This is a genomic window from Williamsia herbipolensis, from assembly GCF_000964005.1.
Lineage (GTDB): Bacteria > Actinomycetota > Actinomycetes > Mycobacteriales > Mycobacteriaceae > Williamsia_A > Williamsia_A herbipolensis.
Map to the genome: position 1 here is coordinate 89,399 of NZ_JXYP01000036.1, position 16,101 is coordinate 105,499.

The 16,101-nt window shown below is 69.4% G+C and carries 14 protein-coding genes; 6 read left to right on the plus strand and 8 right to left on the minus strand.

Going from position 1 to position 16,101, the window contains the following annotated elements; translation table 11 throughout:
• Together TU34_RS18840 and TU34_RS18845 are read right to left on the minus strand one after the other, a co-directional pair.
• Positions 1 to 1,548 (minus strand): alkaline phosphatase D family protein, encoded by a 1,548-nt coding sequence (locus TU34_RS18840; protein WP_045824530.1) that lies wholly within the window; start codon positions 1,546 to 1,548, stop codon positions 1 to 3.
• A gap of 163 nt (positions 1,549 to 1,711) precedes the next feature.
• A complete protein-coding gene (locus tag TU34_RS18845; protein ID WP_045824531.1) occupies positions 1,712 to 2,998 on the minus strand; it encodes an adenylosuccinate synthase in 1,287 nt (428 codons plus the stop codon).
• Positions 2,999 to 3,168: 170 nt separating this feature from the next.
• Here TU34_RS18845 and TU34_RS18850 point away from each other — a divergent pair, with 170 nt between their 5' ends.
• From TU34_RS18850 to TU34_RS18865, 4 genes are all read left to right on the plus strand, one after another.
• The gene (locus TU34_RS18850; RefSeq protein WP_045824532.1) at positions 3,169 to 3,840 is read left to right on the plus strand and encodes a hypothetical protein; all 672 of its coding nucleotides are present in this window, start codon (positions 3,169 to 3,171) and stop codon (positions 3,838 to 3,840) included.
• Positions 3,837 to 4,619 (plus strand): site-2 protease family protein, encoded by a 783-nt coding sequence (locus TU34_RS18855; RefSeq protein ID WP_045824433.1) that lies wholly within the window; start codon positions 3,837 to 3,839, stop codon positions 4,617 to 4,619. The genes TU34_RS18850 and TU34_RS18855 overlap by 4 nt, the downstream gene beginning before the upstream one ends.
• Positions 4,620 to 4,781: 162 nt before the next feature.
• A complete protein-coding gene (locus TU34_RS23955) occupies positions 4,782 to 5,087 on the plus strand; it encodes an AfsR/SARP family transcriptional regulator (RefSeq protein WP_045824434.1) in 306 nt (101 codons plus the stop codon).
• Positions 5,057 to 8,191 carry an ATP-binding protein gene (locus TU34_RS18865; protein ID WP_045824435.1) on the plus strand — a complete coding sequence of 1,045 codons (3,135 nt, stop codon included), beginning with the start codon at positions 5,057 to 5,059 and terminating at the stop codon, positions 8,189 to 8,191. Before TU34_RS23955 ends, TU34_RS18865 begins: the two co-directional genes overlap by 31 nt.
• Positions 8,192 to 8,337: 146 nt before the next feature.
• Here the strand turns inward: TU34_RS18865 and TU34_RS18870 are convergent, their stop codons facing one another.
• The 4 genes from TU34_RS18870 to TU34_RS18885 form a co-directional block, all read right to left on the minus strand.
• Complete coding sequence (locus TU34_RS18870; protein ID WP_150116605.1) at positions 8,338 to 8,958, minus strand: pyridoxamine 5'-phosphate oxidase family protein; 621 nt, start codon at positions 8,956 to 8,958, stop codon at positions 8,338 to 8,340.
• A 60-nt stretch (positions 8,959 to 9,018) separates the two neighbouring features.
• Complete coding sequence (locus TU34_RS18875; RefSeq protein ID WP_045824437.1) at positions 9,019 to 9,939, minus strand: cation diffusion facilitator family transporter; 921 nt, start codon at positions 9,937 to 9,939, stop codon at positions 9,019 to 9,021.
• Positions 9,940 to 9,986: 47 nt separating this feature from the next.
• Complete coding sequence (locus TU34_RS18880) at positions 9,987 to 11,078, minus strand: FUSC family protein (RefSeq protein WP_045824533.1); 1,092 nt, start codon at positions 11,076 to 11,078, stop codon at positions 9,987 to 9,989.
• A 61-nt stretch (positions 11,079 to 11,139) separates the two neighbouring features.
• On the minus strand, positions 11,140 to 11,556 hold the full coding sequence (locus TU34_RS18885) for a DUF3151 domain-containing protein (RefSeq protein ID WP_045824534.1): 417 nt from the start codon (positions 11,554 to 11,556) through the stop codon (positions 11,140 to 11,142).
• A 162-nt stretch (positions 11,557 to 11,718) separates the two neighbouring features.
• Here TU34_RS18885 and TU34_RS22475 point away from each other — a divergent pair, with 162 nt between their 5' ends.
• On the plus strand, positions 11,719 to 12,996 hold the full coding sequence (locus TU34_RS22475) for an Rv0361 family membrane protein (protein WP_052689052.1): 1,278 nt from the start codon (positions 11,719 to 11,721) through the stop codon (positions 12,994 to 12,996).
• A gap of 82 nt (positions 12,997 to 13,078) precedes the next feature.
• Here TU34_RS22475 and fbaA read toward each other — a convergent pair whose 3' ends face one another.
• Positions 13,079 to 14,116 carry a class II fructose-bisphosphate aldolase gene (gene fbaA, locus TU34_RS18895; RefSeq protein ID WP_045824438.1) on the minus strand — a complete coding sequence of 346 codons (1,038 nt, stop codon included), beginning with the start codon at positions 14,114 to 14,116 and terminating at the stop codon, positions 13,079 to 13,081.
• A 157-nt stretch (positions 14,117 to 14,273) separates the two neighbouring features.
• On the opposite strand from fbaA, the gene TU34_RS18900 reads away from it, so the two are divergent.
• Positions 14,274 to 14,981 carry a DedA family protein gene (locus tag TU34_RS18900; RefSeq protein ID WP_045824439.1) on the plus strand — a complete coding sequence of 236 codons (708 nt, stop codon included), beginning with the start codon at positions 14,274 to 14,276 and terminating at the stop codon, positions 14,979 to 14,981.
• Between the two features lie 69 nt (positions 14,982 to 15,050).
• Here TU34_RS18900 and TU34_RS18905 read toward each other — a convergent pair whose 3' ends face one another.
• Positions 15,051 to 15,974, minus strand: coding sequence for a type IV toxin-antitoxin system AbiEi family antitoxin domain-containing protein (locus TU34_RS18905; RefSeq protein WP_045824440.1), 924 nt, complete (start codon positions 15,972 to 15,974; stop codon positions 15,051 to 15,053).
• Positions 15,975 to 16,101 lie beyond the last annotated feature (127 nt).

A 16,101-nucleotide genomic window follows, 5' to 3' on the forward strand; every position in this document is an offset into this window, starting at 1 on the left:
CTACTCCCGGCGGATATCGGTGCGGTGCAGGACGCGACCACTGGTGTCGCAGAGGTCGACGGTCATGGTGGTGCCGAACCCGTCGATGCGGACCTCACCGAAATGCTGGAACTCCGTGGTGATCGGCGAGACGTTCGCGGTCGTCGGTGCATGGACGAACACCTGGTCGACGCCGAAGGTGCCGTCGAGCTTCCCGGCCGGGAACGCACCCGCGTGCAGCGGTCCCGACACGAACTCCCAGAAGGGGTGGAAGTCGGTGTAGGCCGCGCGCGACGGGTCGTAGCGGTTGGCCGCGGTGTAGTGCACGTCGGCGGTCAGCCACACCACGTTGCGCACGTTCCTGGTGCGCGAGAGGATCTGCGCCAGTTCGGTTTCGCGACCCAGCGGCTTCCCGTTGTCACCCTGGGCGACGGCCTCGATGCCGTCCTTGTCGCCGTAGGCGGTGTCGGGGACGACGATGCCGAGCGGCAGGTCGTTGGCCACGATCTTCCACACCGCACGCGACGAGTTCAGCCCGTCGGTGAGCCACTTCGCCTGGCGCGCACCGAGGATGTGGCCGGAGGCGTTGCGGGCGTGGGAGTTCGAGTCCTTGTAGCTGCGCATGTCGAGGATGAAGATGTCGAGCAGCGGACCGTAGGACACCTTGCGGTAGACGCGGCCGTCGACGGCATCGACCGGGGTGACCGGCTGCCACTCGTGGAACGCCTGGAGCGCGCGACGCGAGAGGACGTCGGCGCGGCGCTCCCGCGTGTAGGCCGGGTTCGCGACGATCTCGCCGGGGAACCAGTTGTTGAACGTCTCGTGGTCGTCCCACTGCACCAGCTGCGTGGTCGAGGCGGCGAACCGGCGGTAGTTGGTGTCGGACATGTTGTAGCTGTGGTTGCCGCGGAACTCGTCGAGGGTCTGTGCGACATCGGATTTGGCCTCGGTGACCACGTTGCGCCACACGCGGCCGTCGTCGAGGGTGACCGTCTCCTTCAGGGGGCCGTCGGCGTAGACGGTGTCGCCGGAGTGGATGAACAGGTCGGCGTTGCGGTCGGCGAGGGTGGAGAACCCGTGCAGGCCGCCGATGGCCTCGTTGATGCCCCAGCCCTGACCGACGACGTCGCCGGACCAGTTGATCGTGATCGCCCCGGGCAGGACGGGCGCGGTGCGGAAGGTGCCGGTGAGCGGCTGCGACCGGGTGCCGCGGTCGGATTCGAGGATGACGCGGTAGTGGATGGTCGCGCCGGCGGGGTGACCGGTGACGCGAACGCGTCCGGTGCCGTCGGTGGCGGGAGTGACCATCGGGCCCACGAAGCGGCGCGCGAAGGTGAAGTTCTCGAACAGCGACGTCTCGACGATCATCCGCGCCGGGATGTCCGACCGCGCCCAGATCAGGGCACCGTCGGGTCGCGGGTCGCCCGAGGCGATGCCGTGGGTGAGCGTCGGACGGGCGCGGATCAGGGCCGGGCTCGCGACCGCCTGGGGTGCGAGGAGTCCGGCGGCGGGGATCAGCAGGCCCGCGGCGGCGGAGGAGCGCAGGAACGTACGACGGGATACGGACACGCCCGAATCCTTCCCCGGTGACACGAACACGGGGTTACGTCACGGCAACCACGAGGGTGCGCGTTCGCGGATCGGATCGGTGAACGCGGGCGCTCCGCACGCCGCGTTCGCGGGATGGGCCCGCGTCGCCGAGCGCACTCAGCACGTGCAGAACGGTCTGCGTCTAGAGGATCTCGCGGCGCACGATGGTCTGATCGCGTCCCGGGCCGACGCCGATGCACGAGATGTGGGCGCCGGCAAGCTCTTCGAGGCGCAACACGTAGTCCTGCGCGGTCTTCGGCAGGTCCTCGAACGTGCGGCAGCCGGAGATGTCCTCCCACCAGCCGGGCATCTCCTCGTAGATCGGCTTCGCGTGGTGGAAACCGGTCTGCGTCATGGGCATGTCGTCGACACGCTCGCCGTCGACGTCGTAGGCGACGCAGATCGGGATGGTGTCGAGGCTGGAGAGCACATCGAGCTTGGTGAGGAAGTAGTCGGTGATGCCGTTGACACGCGTTGCGTAACGGGCGATCACGGCGTCGAACCAGCCGCAGCGACGCGCTCGGCCGGTGGTGACACCCACCTCGCCGCCGGTCTTGGCGAGGTACTCGCCCCACTCGTCGAACAACTCGGTCGGGAACGGGCCCGACCCGACGCGGGTGGTGTAGGCCTTGAGGATCCCCAGCACCGTGGTGATGCGGGTGGGTCCGATACCGGAACCGACCGAGGCGCCACCCGACGTCGGGTTCGACGACGTGACGTACGGGTAGGTGCCGTGGTCGACATCGAGCAGGGTGCCCTGCGAGCCCTCGAGCAGCACGGTCTCGCCGCGTTCGAGAGCCTGGTTGAGCAGCAGTCGGGCGTCGGCGATGCGATGGGTGAAGCCCTCGGCCTGGCCGAGCACCTCCTCGACCACCTGTTGCGGGTCGAGTGCGCGCCGGTTGTAGATCTTGGTGAGGATCTGGTTCTTGATCTCGAGAGCCGCCTCGACCTTCTGGGTGAGGATCTTCTCGTCGAGCACGTCGGCGACGCGGACACCCACGCGGGCGATCTTGTCCTGATAGCAGGGACCGATACCGCGGCCGGTGGTGCCGATCTTGTTGTTGCCCAGGAATCGCTCGGTGACCTTGTCGATGGCCACATGATACGGCATCAGCAGGTGCGCGTCGGCGGAGAGGATGAGGCCCGAGGTGTCGACGTCGCGGTCCTCGAGGCCCCCGAGCTCGGTGAGCAGGACCCCCGGATCGACCACGACACCGTTGCCGATCACGTTCTTCACACCGGGCGTCAGGATGCCCGACGGGATCAGGTGTAGGGCGAACTTGTCGCCGTTGGGGAGGACGACGGTGTGGCCGGCATTGTTGCCGCCCTGGTAACGGACCACCCACTGCAGCTTCTCGCCGAGCAGGTCGGTGGCCTTGCCCTTACCTTCATCGCCCCACTGTGCACCGATCAGTACGATCGCAGGCATCTCCACGCGCTCCTTCCGGAACGGGCATACCCGAACCGTGGGACAACCCTACTGGCTTTGTACGACAGATACCGCTTCGCTGCCCGCGCGTCGGCCCACGCCGACCACGGCGCGACGGTGTGGGTCGCAGGCCGACGAAGGTGACGGACCACCCCATGACCATCAGCGTGATGTGCGCGAACGATGCCGTTCTCCCCGATGACCTGGCCCACCTCACGGTCACCCGGGCAGGCCTCGACCGCGACTCCCTGCGCGCCGGCGTCGCCAAGGCCATGGCGCCGCTCGACGTCGACCGCGTGATCGTGGTGGGCGGCGCCGAACTCCCCGACGCGTTCTGCGGCGGCGTGGTGTCGCGGCTGATGATCGCCGAACGGCTCGACGTCGAGATCGCCTACGTCGCGCCCGCCGCGACCCCGGGCACCGCGGCGTGGGGCCTCCCCCACGGCACGGCCGCGGTCGACCTCGCGCTCACCGGCACCGCCGTCACCGTCCCGCTGATCCGCGACGACGCCGCGGTCGTCATCATCGGCGGCGCCCGCCACCTCGGCGAGAACGGTGCGCCTTTCACCGGCGAATCGATCGTCGACAGCGAGCGACTGGCCCTGGGCGAGATCACGACCGTGCTGATCCGCCCCACGAGGGCGGAGCCCGGTGTCGAGGGCGCTCTGCAGAAGCGGTTCCGGCAGAAGTGGATCGCCGGGCGCGCGGTGCAGACCGGTGGCATCGACATCGTCGTGGAACGCGACGGCGTGCGCGCCGACCGACCGGTCAAGCGCTCCACCATCTACCGCCATCACGAGGACTGGAAGCTGGTCTCCCCCACGAACAGGATCACCACATGAGCACGGCGACCCAGATCGCGCGGGCGGTCCGACCCGGGCCGGTGTTCGTCGGCGTGGTCGCCGCGACCGTCGCCGGTGGCGTCGTGCTGGCGAGTTCGGAACCGGGCCGCAACGCCACGTCGATCATCGGCGCGCTGCTGCTGGTCGTCGGCGGCTGGGTGATCTCGTTGTGCCTGCACGAGTTCGGACACGCGGTGACCGCCTTCGCGTTCGGCGACGCGGGCGCCGAGAACCGTGGCTACCTCACCCTCGATCCGCGAAAATACGCCCATCCCGGGCTGTCGATCGCGTTCCCGCTCGTGCTCATCCTGTTGGGCGGCATCGGTTTCCCCGGCGGTGCGGTCTACGTCAACCAGGCCGGGTTCACCCGGGCGCAGCGCACGATCGTGTCGTTGGCCGGGCCGTTCGCGAACATCGTCGTGGCCATCGCCCTGCTGGCCTACATCCGATCGCAGGTGGCGACCATCGATCAGTCGAGCATCAACCTCTACTCCGCGCTCGGGATGCTGGCGTTCCTGCAGATCACGGCCGCGGTGCTCAACCTGATCCCGATCCCCGGCCTCGACGGCTACGGCGCCATCGAGCCGTACCTCTCGATGCAGACGCGGCGATCGATCGCACCCATCGGGCAGTACGGCTTCCTGGTCGTGTTCCTCATCCTCCTGCTGCCCCCGGTCAACCGGGCATTCTTCGACCTCGTCTACTGGCTCTTCGAGTTGTCGGGGGTCAGTTCGGCACTGGCCTCCATCGGCTACGACCTGGTCGTGTTCTGGCGCTGATCCACGATCTGGGTGCGCCCCCTGGCCACGGCGAGCGATGCGTCGGCACCGTGGTGCCGGCGCCGCCCAGTGTCCAATTGTCCGGGATCGGAGCGAAATTGGCGTCGCGCACCGGACACGACCTCGTCGTGATGCGGGGGTGAGCTGCTCTATCGTGGAGTGATGACGACCGACGGCATGGAGCTCGCCGTTCGGCTCGTCGGCGAGGTCGCCGTCACGCACCGCGACCGGGTCGTGCACCCCCGCGTGGTGGGCGGGCGACGGTGCGACATCGTGCTCGGCTACCTCGCGGTCAATCGCCACCGCGAGGTCACCCTCGAGGAACTGGCCGACGTGCTGTGGCCGGCGCTACGACCCCAGTCGTGGAACTCGGCGGTGCGCGGAGTCCTGTCCCGCGTGCGCGACGCGCTCGAGATGGCCGGCATGCCCCCGACACCGTGCGCTCGCGCGCCGGGAACGTCCGACTGACCCTGCCCGACGGCTCGGTCACCGACCTCGAGTTCGCCCGCGGGTGTTGCGATCCAAGTCCCGACGACACCGTGACCGTGCAGGACGCGCGCACGGCGCTCCGGCTCCTCGACGGCCCGGTGTTGCGCGACGTCGAGGGCGGTTGGGCCGACGAACTGCGCGCGGAGGCCGACGCTCTGCGTGTCCGCGCCCACGAGGTGAACGCGGAGGGGTCGCTGCGTCTCGCCGAGTACGAGGCCGCGATCTCCTCTGCGGAGCGGCTCATCGCGATCGACCCCCTGCGCGAGAGCGCCTACCGGACGGCCATCCGTGGACACATGGGGCTCGGGGAGCGGGGACGCGCACTCCAGGTGGCCGCGAACTGTCGACAGGTTCTCTCCCACGAACTGGGGGTGGCGCCGTCGGCGGCGACCGAGGAGCTCTTCCTCGCCGTCCTGCGCGGCGACACCCCGTCGGGCCCGCCCCGATCGGCGGGGGTGATCGGCCGTGCCACGGAGCTGACGGCGATCTCCGATGCCGTCGCTCGCGCCTCCCGCGGCGTCGGGCAGGTCGTGATCATCTCCGGGGAGGCCGGCTCGGGGAAGAGCACCGTCGCCCACGCCGCGATGGACCAGGCACGGGCGGCCGGCGCGGATGTCCTGTTCGGTCGGTGCTCCGAGGAGGCGGTCGTACCCTTCGAGCCACTGGTCGAGGCGATCGGCGACGACCTCGACGCCGCCGGCGCAGACGTGGCCCGGGAGAGACTGCGCGACACCGGTGCCGGGATCTTCCACCTCATCCCCAAGGCCGCCCACCGCTTCCCCGACGTCACACCCGAACCACCGCTGCACGACGACCGGGCGACGATCACGACAGCGGTCCTCGAGTGGCTCACCACCTCCACCCGCCGGGGGCCCACCGTGCTGGTGATCGAGGATCTGCACTGGGCGTCGCCGGCGACGTCGGCGGTGATCCGCTACCTGATCCACGCCTCGAGCCGCAGCCGCCTGTGCGTCATCGCCACGGTGCGTGACGAGTTCCTCGATGACACCGAGGTGCGTTCGACCCTCGCCGGCGCGGAGCGTTCGACAGGACTGCGTCGAATCAGACTCGCCGGACTCAGCGTCGCGGAGGTCGGTGCGATCATCGAGGCGTCGGGTGCCGCCCTCGACCCGGTGACCCTCGTCGAGCGCACCCGCGGTCTCCCGCTGTTCGTGGAGTCGCTGATCGCCTCCCATCTCTCGGGATCCGGCGAGTCGCTCCCGTCATCGATCGCGGAATCGGTCGCCCAGCGAGAGCGGCTGCTGACCGGTGACGCGCGCGAGGTGTTGCAGTTGTGTTCGGTGGTGGGCATGGTCGCGCCGCGGATCGTGCTGCGAACGGTCACCGCCGCACTCACCGACCACGCTTTCGCCGAGGCCCTCGACGATCTGGTCCGCCAGCGGCTGATCATCGACTCGGCCGAGGGCACCACCGTGGTCCTGCGACATCCACTGGTGCAGGAGGCGGTGTACGCCGAGATCGCCGGCACGCGGAGGGCCGAGCTGCACTCGCGTGTCGCCCGCGCCCTGACCGACCTGGGTGAGGTCGGGGTGCCCGAGGAGTACGCACGCCTCGCCCACCACCTCAGCCGCGGGCGCGACGCCGACCGGGCGCGCGCGGTGTCGTACTGGTGGCGCGCGGGTACCTCCGCCATGACGCTGGGGGCGTACGAGGACTCGGTCGCGTTCTACCGCAGCGCCGAACGACGTCTCATCCCCCGCGGCGACTCCGCCGACCGGTGCCGCCTGTGGGTCGATCTCGGTCGGGCTCAACGGAAAGCCCGCGATCCCGGGTTCCGGGCGACGCTTCTCGGGGCGACCGACATGGCACGGCGACTCGGTGACGTCGACCTGCAGGTCACCGCGACACTCGCCAACGATCTGCAAGGGATCCTGTACGTCCACCTCCACTCCGACAGTGAGCGCATCGCCGATCTGTACGACGCCCTCGACGCGCTCGAGAAGGTGGGCCGCGAGAACTCGGGCGACGCCGCCCGTCTGTTGTCGCAGTTGGCCATCGAGCTGATCTGGGTCTCCGACCACACCACACGGCAGACCCTGTTGGTGCGCGCCATCGACGCCGCACGCTCGGCGGGCGATCGTCGCGCACTCGTGACCGCACTGTCGGCTGTGGTGGTGGCACTGCGCGTTCCGCAGTGCGCGGCGTTCCGACGTCAGTCCTACGACGAATTGATGGAGTTGCTCGCCGGTTCCCCCGACCGCCGTATCGATCCTCTGGTCGCGGTGTGGATCGCCCGACAGCAGATCGAGTACGGCGACCTGCAGGCCGCGAACAGGACCGCGGCCGTGCTCACCGACGCCCAGGTGTCGCGCGATCCGGAATTGACCTGGCTCGCTAGCTATCTCAGGTTCGCCATCGATCTGGCCGCCGGCCGTCTCGACCGCTGCGACGGCCGGCTCGCGGACATGCTCGACATCCCGTCGCCGCCGCTGGAGAGCTACACCTTCGGCCGTCTCCTCGGGCCGGTCGTCGCCCTGCGCACACTGCGGGGTGACATGAGCGAGGTGGCCGACGCCCGCGCGGCCCTCACCGAGCGATTCGATATCGTCGACACCTATCGCGCCTGTCTCGCAACGGCTCTCGTCGACGTCGGCGACGCTGACGCCGCGGCCGATCTCGTCGCGTGGTACGACCGTCCGCGGATCGAGAAGATCCCGGTCAACAACATCTGGCTGGCGACGATCGCGACCATCGGCCGTGTCGCCGCCCAGGTCGGCAACACCGAGGTCTGCGATGTCGCCTACGAGATCCTCTCGGCCCACCCCGACGAGAACACGATCTCCTGGGCGTCGGTGTACGGGACGGTGCACCACCACCTCGGCGAACTGTCGATCGCTCTCGACGAATTCGACCGCGCTGCCGACCATCTCGACGACGCCCGTGTCGCGCACCGCGAGCGCGGTTTCGACGGCTGGTACGCCGAGACGCTGTATCTCGTCGCGCTCCTCGAGCAACGCCGCGATGGTCGCGCCTCGGAGAAGTCGCTCGACCGCGCCCGCCGCGCCGCCGACGAGGTCGGCGCCACCGCGGTGCGACGCCGGATCGACGCGCTCACAGGGTGATGCGCCGGTCGTCGCCCTGGTGACCGGTCAGCCCCGCACACAATCGTCACCGGCAGGGACCGGCGGGGACCATGCGCACACACCGACGCGGTGCGGTGATGGTCGTGTACGCGATCGCCTGAACTGCCCCGCGATCGGCTCATCGGTCACCCCGACACGAGGCTCCGAACCGAGGTCGGCGGCTCGTCTCCCGTTGCGGTGATCGGTCGGTCATAGGTGATTCGGGCAGGCACCACACCTGTCCACTGCGAGGCATCCTCGGGCTCGCCGGGCGGACCGCTGCGCGCCTTGGTGATCCACTGGCCGTCCAGGATCGGCAAGGCCAGGACGGCGGTGGCGGCCATCTCCTTACCGGTGTGCGTACGCACCTCGTCGGGACGACCGGGGATCAGCTTGTCCGACAGCACGTCCAACGCGTGCGAGGGATCGACGTCGACCTCGTCGAGAGTCCCCCGCACGACCGCCGAGCGGTAGTTCGCCGAATGGTCGAACAGCGTGTCGGCGACGACGAGGCCATCGAGGACGAAGGCCGTGAGCGTGACCGGCGCGCCGGCGGCGACGTGTCGCAGAGCTCCTGCGCCGGTGGAACCGTGGATCAGGATCCGGTCACCGTCGCGGGCGAACAACATCGGCACCGACCACGGCAGCCCCTCGATCACCGTCGACAGGGTGCCGACCTTGACCTCGTCGAGGATCTCGTCGAGCAGCGCGCGGTCACCCGCGCGATCGGGCTTGCGGTGCAGTCGCGTCAGCGCGTCGGTGCTCATGGCGACCATCTTCGTGGCCCGCGGTCACGACCGCCACCGAGTTACCGCGGCCGCCCCCGATCACCAGGTGAGGTCGCGATGGCACCGCTTCTGGATCTCGATGGGGTCGACCTGCACGGTGGCGTGGTCGAGACCGTGGCGTTCGAGGACCTCGCGCGCCGCGATGAGGACCTCGCCGTTGGGGTGGTCGCTGCCGAGGTGCACGGTCGTGACGTCCATCCCTGTGGTCAGCGTCCAGATGTGGAGGTCGTGCACGTCGTGCACCTGCGGCAGCGCCTCGAGTTCGGATCGCACGGCCTCGACGTCGACGTGCGCGGGGGCACGCTGCGACAGGATCCGCAGCGCGTCGAGCGCCAGGCGAATGGCCCGCGGCGCGACCCACAGCGCGATCAGGACGGCGACCACGATGTCGGCGTAGCCCCATCCGGTGGTGAGCGCGATGATGCCGGCGACGAGCACGCCGACGCTGCCGACCGCGTCGGCGAGCACCTCCATGTACGCGCCGCGCACGGCGATGCTGTCCTGCGAGTCACTGCGGAGCAGTTGCATGACAACGAGATTCGCGGCCAGGCCCGCCAGCGCCACGATGATGAGCGTCAGCCCGGGGACCTGTGGGTCGGAGCCGAGTCGCTCGAACGCCTCGTAGAGCACGAAGACGGCGACACCGATCAGCAGCACGGCGTTGGCGACGGCGGTGAACACCTCGGCGCGATGCCAGCCGAACGTCTTCTCACCGTCGGACTTCCCGTGGCGGGCCAGCAGCAGCGCCACGAGTCCCATCGCCATCGCGACGACGTCGGTGAGCATGTGACCCGCGTCGGCGAGGAGCGCCAACGAGTTCGCCCACACGCCGGCGATGACCTCGACGACGAAGAACGTCGCGATGATCCCCATCCCGGCCACCATCGGCCAGAGACGACGGGTCGAACCGTCGGCTGCGGTCGGCGCATGGGAGTGCGAGTGGCCGTGTGTGTGCCCCATGCCGATCAATATATGCGCACTCACGCATGTATGACAACACCCGGCGGTCAGCGCAGGGTGGCGATCGCCGATTCGCGCTTGAGGCCGGCGACCATCAGCAGGTCGACCAGGATCGACCGCAACTGACCGAGGATCACCGTCTCCGACAGGCCGCTGTCGGCGACGAGTTCGGGCTTCGCCTTGCGCGCGATGGTGCGCAACACCCGTGCGGCGTCGGCGCCGTCGGGCGAGTCCCCCGGGTCGGCCAGCAACATCTGCCGTACGACGTCGAGCGCACCCACCACCTCGGCGAGCACGTCGATGACGTCGTCGTGCATGGTCTCGCCGTGCTGGATCCCCGAGAGCGCGCGTCGCGCCATCACCCGGATGTTGCGCACGGCGTTGTCGATGGGGTCGGCCGTTGCCTCCAACCGCGACAACCGGTCTCGTGAGTTCCAGTACAGCGGCGAGATGTGGCTGATCTCGCGACCGCCGCTCATGTCCGAGCGCATCGTGTCGATCGCGCCCTGCGTACCGCGGGCGCGGGCCAGCGCCTCGGAGATCAGCTGGTCGTCGGAGGCACGCAGACCGTCGACGACGCCCTGGACGACGAGACCCATCGTCGCCAGGACCGACGCGGCGTCACGACGGGCGCGCAACACCGGATGGGTGGGTATCAGCGCGACGATGACCAGACCGACCAGTCCACCTATGAGCGCGTCGATCATGCGGTTCACCCCCGCCGGCCCTCCCGGCGGCAGCAGGGTGGCGACGAGCACCGCCGAACTGGCGGCCTGGATGGGCACCAGCGGACCGCGATCGAGGGAGACCGCGACGGTCATCGCGAGGGCGACGACCACCGTGATCTGCCAGGCGCCGGTGCCGATGACGCTGATGATGAGATCGCCGACACCGATGCCGACGGTGACACCGCCGACCATCTCCACCGCCCGCCGCCAGCGCTGACCCAGCGACAACCCGAGCGACAGCACCGCCGCGATGGGTGCGAAGAAGGGCCGCGAGTGGCCGACGAGGTCGAAGGCGATGAACCAGGCGACACCCGCGGCGATCGAGCACTGGGCTATCGGCAGCAGCGAGTACCAGACCCGCCGCGTGCGGGTACGGATCGCGGGCGGCAGCCGGTTGTGACGGGTGCGCAGCGATGCCGCGACAGCGTCTCGACTCGCCGCACCGGAGGCGCCGTGATCGGCGCGACCGGGGTCAGGCGAGGCCGAGTTCCGCTGCCGCCGCCGGGTCACTGTCGTTGAGCAGGTCGAGGCAGCGCAGGTACTCGTCTTCTTCGCCGATGGTCTGCGCAGCGCGCGCGAGGACGGCCACGCAGCGCAGGAAGCCGCGGTTGGGCTCGTGGCTCCACGGCACGGCCCCGAAGCCCTTCCACCCGTGGCGACGGAGCTGATCGAGGCCGCGGTGATAGCCGGTGCGCGCGTAGGCGTAGGCGGTGATCGTCTCGCCCGAGTCGATGGCCGCCTCGGCGAGGTGGGCCCACGCGATGGAGGCGGTGGGGTGTACGGCGGCGACCGACTTGGGGTCGGTGCCCGCGAGCAGGTCCGATTCGGCGTCGTCGTCACCGGTGAGCAGGGTGGGCTGGGGGCCGAGGAGATCTCCGAAGGACGTCACCGCCCCATTGTGCACACGACGTGGCTGGTCGGGGTACGCCGGCACCTCACGATCGCCGCGTCCTTCGATAGGGTGAGCGACGCGGTCGACACCTCCCGGCGCGCGGTGCGTCAGGAGAGGCGACCCGACACGCGAGCGTGATGACGAAGGCGAGGCAGCACCATGTCGCATCCCGATGACACCGGTTCCACAGGAGTCGGCAAGGCCCTCTCCGCTCTGCGACGTCTGCGCCGCACCCCGTCCGAACCCCCTGCCTCCCAGCCGACCATCCCCACCCCGAAGACCGAGCAGGGTGTCCCGGCGACGCCTCGCGCCGAGGTCGAGGACGCGTCCGGTGTCGAGCCGGAACCCTCGGACGTCGACCGCGCCCCGCGGGCCGATCACGAGGACGCCACCGGAACCGACTCCGACGACGAGGACTCCGACCCCGACGCAGCGGATCCGGTCGCGGAGGATCCCGACGAGCCCGAGGGGCCTGCGGGCGCCGTCGACACATCCGAGGCCGGGTCCACGACCGACGACGACGCGGTGACCGACGAGCCGGACGCCGCGGCTGCGCCCGAGCCCGAGTCGGAGTCTGAGTCGGTCGCCGAGACCGCGCCGGACGCCGACGGCGAGTCGGAACCCGAGACCGAGCCGGAACCCGAGACCGCGCCGGAGGCCGACCCGACACCCGTCGACGAGCCGGCCACGGAGCCGGAGGCGACCCTCGACACGGAGCCGGAGGCGACCCTCGAGAAGGAGCCGGAGGCGACCGCCGACGAGCCGGTGGCGACCGTGGAACCGGAGCCGACCCCTGAGCACGAGAGCGACGCAGAATCGAAGCCGGAGCCGGAACCCGAGCCCGAGACGCAGGCAGTGCCGACACCCGCGCCCGTCGATGAGCCGGAGGCCGACACCCATCCGGAGCCCGTACGTCCCGACGACGGACCGTGGCGATCGGACACCGTTGCGCCGCAGTACATCCCGCCGGCGACGACGCCGAGGCCCGAGAGCACCGGACGGTCGCGGCGGACGTTGCTGTGGGTGTCGTCGATCGCGGTGATCGTGATCGCGGTCGCGGCGGTGGTCATCGCGGTGTTCGCGACGCGGGGCGAGCCGAGTGAGCCGCAGGCCGATCGTGCCGCGTCGTCGGCGATGAAGTACGCCACGGCGCTGGGCGACGGCGATCTCGCCACGCTGCGGTCGGTCACGTGCGGTGAGCGCAAGCAGTTCTATGACGGTGTCGCCGACGACGCGTTCCGCCAGCAGTTCGAGACGCAGAAGGCGAACAACGAGCTCGTCGTGGTCCGGAAGGTGCAGGCGTCGAAGATCGTCGATCCGAACACCGCGATCGTCGAGCTCCTCGCCGCGAGCGCGCGCACCCCGAACACGACCACGCCGGTCTCGGTGCGGCTGCGCAACGAGAACGGCGACTGGAAGGTCTGCACCACAGGCTGATCCCCGTCTTCGACGGCGACAGTCCGAACGACGGCGGCCCCCGATCGGATCGATCGGGGGCCGCGTCGTGTCCTGCGGGAGATCAGGCGCTGATGGACTTCCCGGCCGACTTGAGGTCGTTGCAGGCCTCGATGACGCGCTCGGTCATCCCGGCCTCGGCCTTCTTGAGGTAGCTGCGCGGGTCGTAGACCTTCTTGTTGCCCACGTCGCCGTCGACCTTGAGGACACCGTCGTAGTTGGCGAACATGTGCCCGGCGAGCGGACGGGTGAACGCGTACTGGGTGTCGGTGTCGACGTTCATCTTGATGACGCCGTAGCTCAGCGCCTCCTCGATCTCGCTCTTCAGCGAGCCCGAGCCGCCGTGGAAGACGAAGTCGAACGGCTTGTCGCCGGCGCCGGAGCCCAGCTTCTTCACCGCGACCTCCTGGCCGGTCTTGAGGACCTCGGGCTTGAGCTTCACGTTGCCCGGCTTGTAGACGCCGTGGACGTTGCCGAAGGTGGCGGCCAGCAGGTAGCGGCTGCCCGCGTCGCCCGCGCCGAGCGCGTCGACGGTCTTCTCGAAGTCCTCGGCGGTGGTGAACAGCTTGTCGTTGATCTCGTTCTCGACACCGTCCTCCTCGCCGCCGACCACACCGATCTCGATCTCGAGGATGATCTTCGCCGCGGCCGACTTCGCGAGCAGGTCCTTGGCGATCTCGAGGTTCTCCTCGAGCGGCACGGCGCTGCCGTCCCACATGTGCGACTGGAACAGCGGGTTCTGTCCGGCGTCGACGCGCTCCTGGCTGATCGCGATCAGGGGGCGGACGTAGGTGTCGAGCTTGTCCTTGGGGCAGTGGTCGGTGTGCAGCGCGACGGTGACGTCGTACTTCTCGGCCACCACGTGGGCGAACTCCGCGAGCGCCACCGCGCCGGTGACCATGTCCTTCACACCGAGACCCGAACCGAACTCCGCGCCACCGGTCGAGAACTGGATGATGCCGTCGCTGCCCGCGTCGGCGAAGCCCTTGAGGGCCGCGTTGATCGACTCGGATGAGGTGCAGTTGATCGCGGGGAACGCGTAGCCGCCCTTCTTGGCGCTGTCCAGCATCTTCGCGTACTGCTCGGGGGTGGCGATGGGCATCGGGGTCGTCCTCCAACCGGTAGGTCTTCGTGGTGCTCGCGTAGGTCTCGCGTCCGCAGACAGTATGGCAAGTCACCTGCGGTGCGGTGCAGGTCCGGTGGACACCGGCACCGCACGCACAGCGTTTCCTCAGGCCCGACCGGCTATCGTCAGGGCCGTGAATTCCACCGCGCTCGCCGATGCCGCGAGCACCACGACCGTGAACACCGCCCTCCTCCCGGGCTTCCTCGACCCGATCACCCTCCTCGGGTACTTCGGGACCTGGGCGTTGGTGGGGTTGCTGGTGGTGATCCTCGTCGAGTCGGGCGTGCTGTTCCCGGTCCTCCCGGGCGATTCGCTGCTGTTCGTCGCCGGCCTGGTCGCCGCGGGTGAGTCGGCGGAGGTCGCCAAGTTCGCGTCGCTGTGGCAGCTGCTGCTGTTCATCCCGATCGCGGCGATCATCGGTGGGCAGATCGGTTACTGGATCGGCCGGTACGCCGGCACCGCGATGTTCGCCGAGGGCAACCGCTTCCTCAAGAAGCGCTACATCGACGAGGCGCATGCGTTCTTCGAGAAGCGCGGACCGGTCACCATCTTCCTGGCGCGCTTCGTGCCGATCGTGCGCACCCTGGCACCCATCGTCGCCGGTGCCGCCCGCATGAACGCGGCCCTGTTCACCGCCTACAACGTGCTGGGCGCCATCATCTGGGGCTGCGGCATCACGCTGCTGGGGTACTGGCTCGGCCAGTTCGAGATCATCCAGAAGCTCATCGAGCCCATCTTCATCCTCATCGTGCTGGTGTCGATCGTCCCGATCATCTGGGAGTACTACAAGCGCCGCAAGGCCTCCGGTCCCCCGCCGCCCGTCGAGGCCGACGCCCCCTGAGTCGTCGACCCGCCGCAATCCCACGAACCCGCCGCCCACTCGCGGCGGGTTTGTCATCTCGGGGCGGATTCATGCTGCGATCAGCTGCAGTCGCTGCAGCCAGTCCCGGACGAGCGGAACGACGCGTCCGTGCTCGAGATCGTCCCAGGTCCACCTGATCACCATGATCCCGAGCTTGCGCAGCGCGTCCTCGCGCACCTTTTCGCGGCGCATCGCATCGAACGGCGTCTCCCCGCGGCGCAGATACTTCTGGTACTTCGTCATCCCATCGAACTCACCGACGAGGAGACCGTCCCAGTCGTAGTCGGTACGGGCGACGAGCGTACCATCCCCGTGGTGGAACTCGTGCTGCAGACGCGCGATCGGCAGGCCCGCGTCGATCATCTGAGCTCGTCCCCACGATTCACCCGGATTCTCCGACTCGCGGTCCGCGTGGCGTAAAGCCCTGCGAGCCTGACCGATTCCGCGTCGAGTCGACTGCAGCATCGAATCCATCACCTCGCGATCCGCACCGGCGCGCAGCGCGGCATCGAACACCGCCAACGCTCCCGCGAAACCCATCGTCGTCGTGCACGCGACGTCGACGGCGGTGCGCTCGAGCGTGGTGACCGCGACGCCGTCGATGACGGTGACCTCCTCGGGCGTCACGGCCGCCTCGTGCTCGTGGCGAGCGGATCTGCGGTGCGCGCCGGCGCCGACCGCCACGATGGTGTGGACCCGACCCAGCTGCGGCTTCAGCATCGCCAGCCTGTGGATCGCCGCCGCCGACTGGTGGCTGATGACCATCGACGTGCTCTGGCCTGCGACAGCGATCGCGACCAGCCGATGATGGGCTTCCGGCGAGCGTGTTGCGCCATCGACGAACACGCCACGGATCACACGGACCAGGTCGCCGTTGCGAACGGCTCGCGCGAGCTCGGCGTCGGTGAAGCCCGCGGCCATGGCGGTCGCGCGATGGATGAGGCCGTGGCGATCGGTGGGGAACCGGGTCATGAGTGAACAGACGTCGCTCGCGCCACGGCGGTTCCGCAGGCCGTGAACCCGCCACCACCTCACAGACCCGCTGCGTGCACGAGGCGGGTTCGTCAGCTGGTGGCGGGTTCGGCTACAGGCCGCGACC

Coding starts and splice junctions, on each gene's coding strand:
- TU34_RS18845 (WP_045824531.1), bottom strand. CDS start 2,998: ATGCCTGCGATCGTACTGATCGGTGCACAGTGGGGCGATGAAGGTAAG.
- TU34_RS18850 (WP_045824532.1), top strand. CDS start 3,169: ATGTGCGCGAACGATGCCGTTCTCCCCGATGACCTGGCCCACCTCACG.
- TU34_RS18855 (WP_045824433.1), top strand. CDS start 3,837: ATGAGCACGGCGACCCAGATCGCGCGGGCGGTCCGACCCGGGCCGGTG.
- TU34_RS23955 (WP_045824434.1), top strand. CDS start 4,782: ATGACGACCGACGGCATGGAGCTCGCCGTTCGGCTCGTCGGCGAGGTC.
- TU34_RS18870 (WP_150116605.1), bottom strand. CDS start 8,958: ATGAGCACCGACGCGCTGACGCGACTGCACCGCAAGCCCGATCGCGCG.
- TU34_RS18875 (WP_045824437.1), bottom strand. CDS start 9,939: ATGGGGCACACACACGGCCACTCGCACTCCCATGCGCCGACCGCAGCC.
- TU34_RS22475 (WP_052689052.1), top strand. CDS start 11,719: ATGTCGCATCCCGATGACACCGGTTCCACAGGAGTCGGCAAGGCCCTC.
- fbaA (WP_045824438.1), bottom strand. CDS start 14,116: ATGCCCATCGCCACCCCCGAGCAGTACGCGAAGATGCTGGACAGCGCC.
- TU34_RS18905 (WP_045824440.1), bottom strand. CDS start 15,974: ATGACCCGGTTCCCCACCGATCGCCACGGCCTCATCCATCGCGCGACC.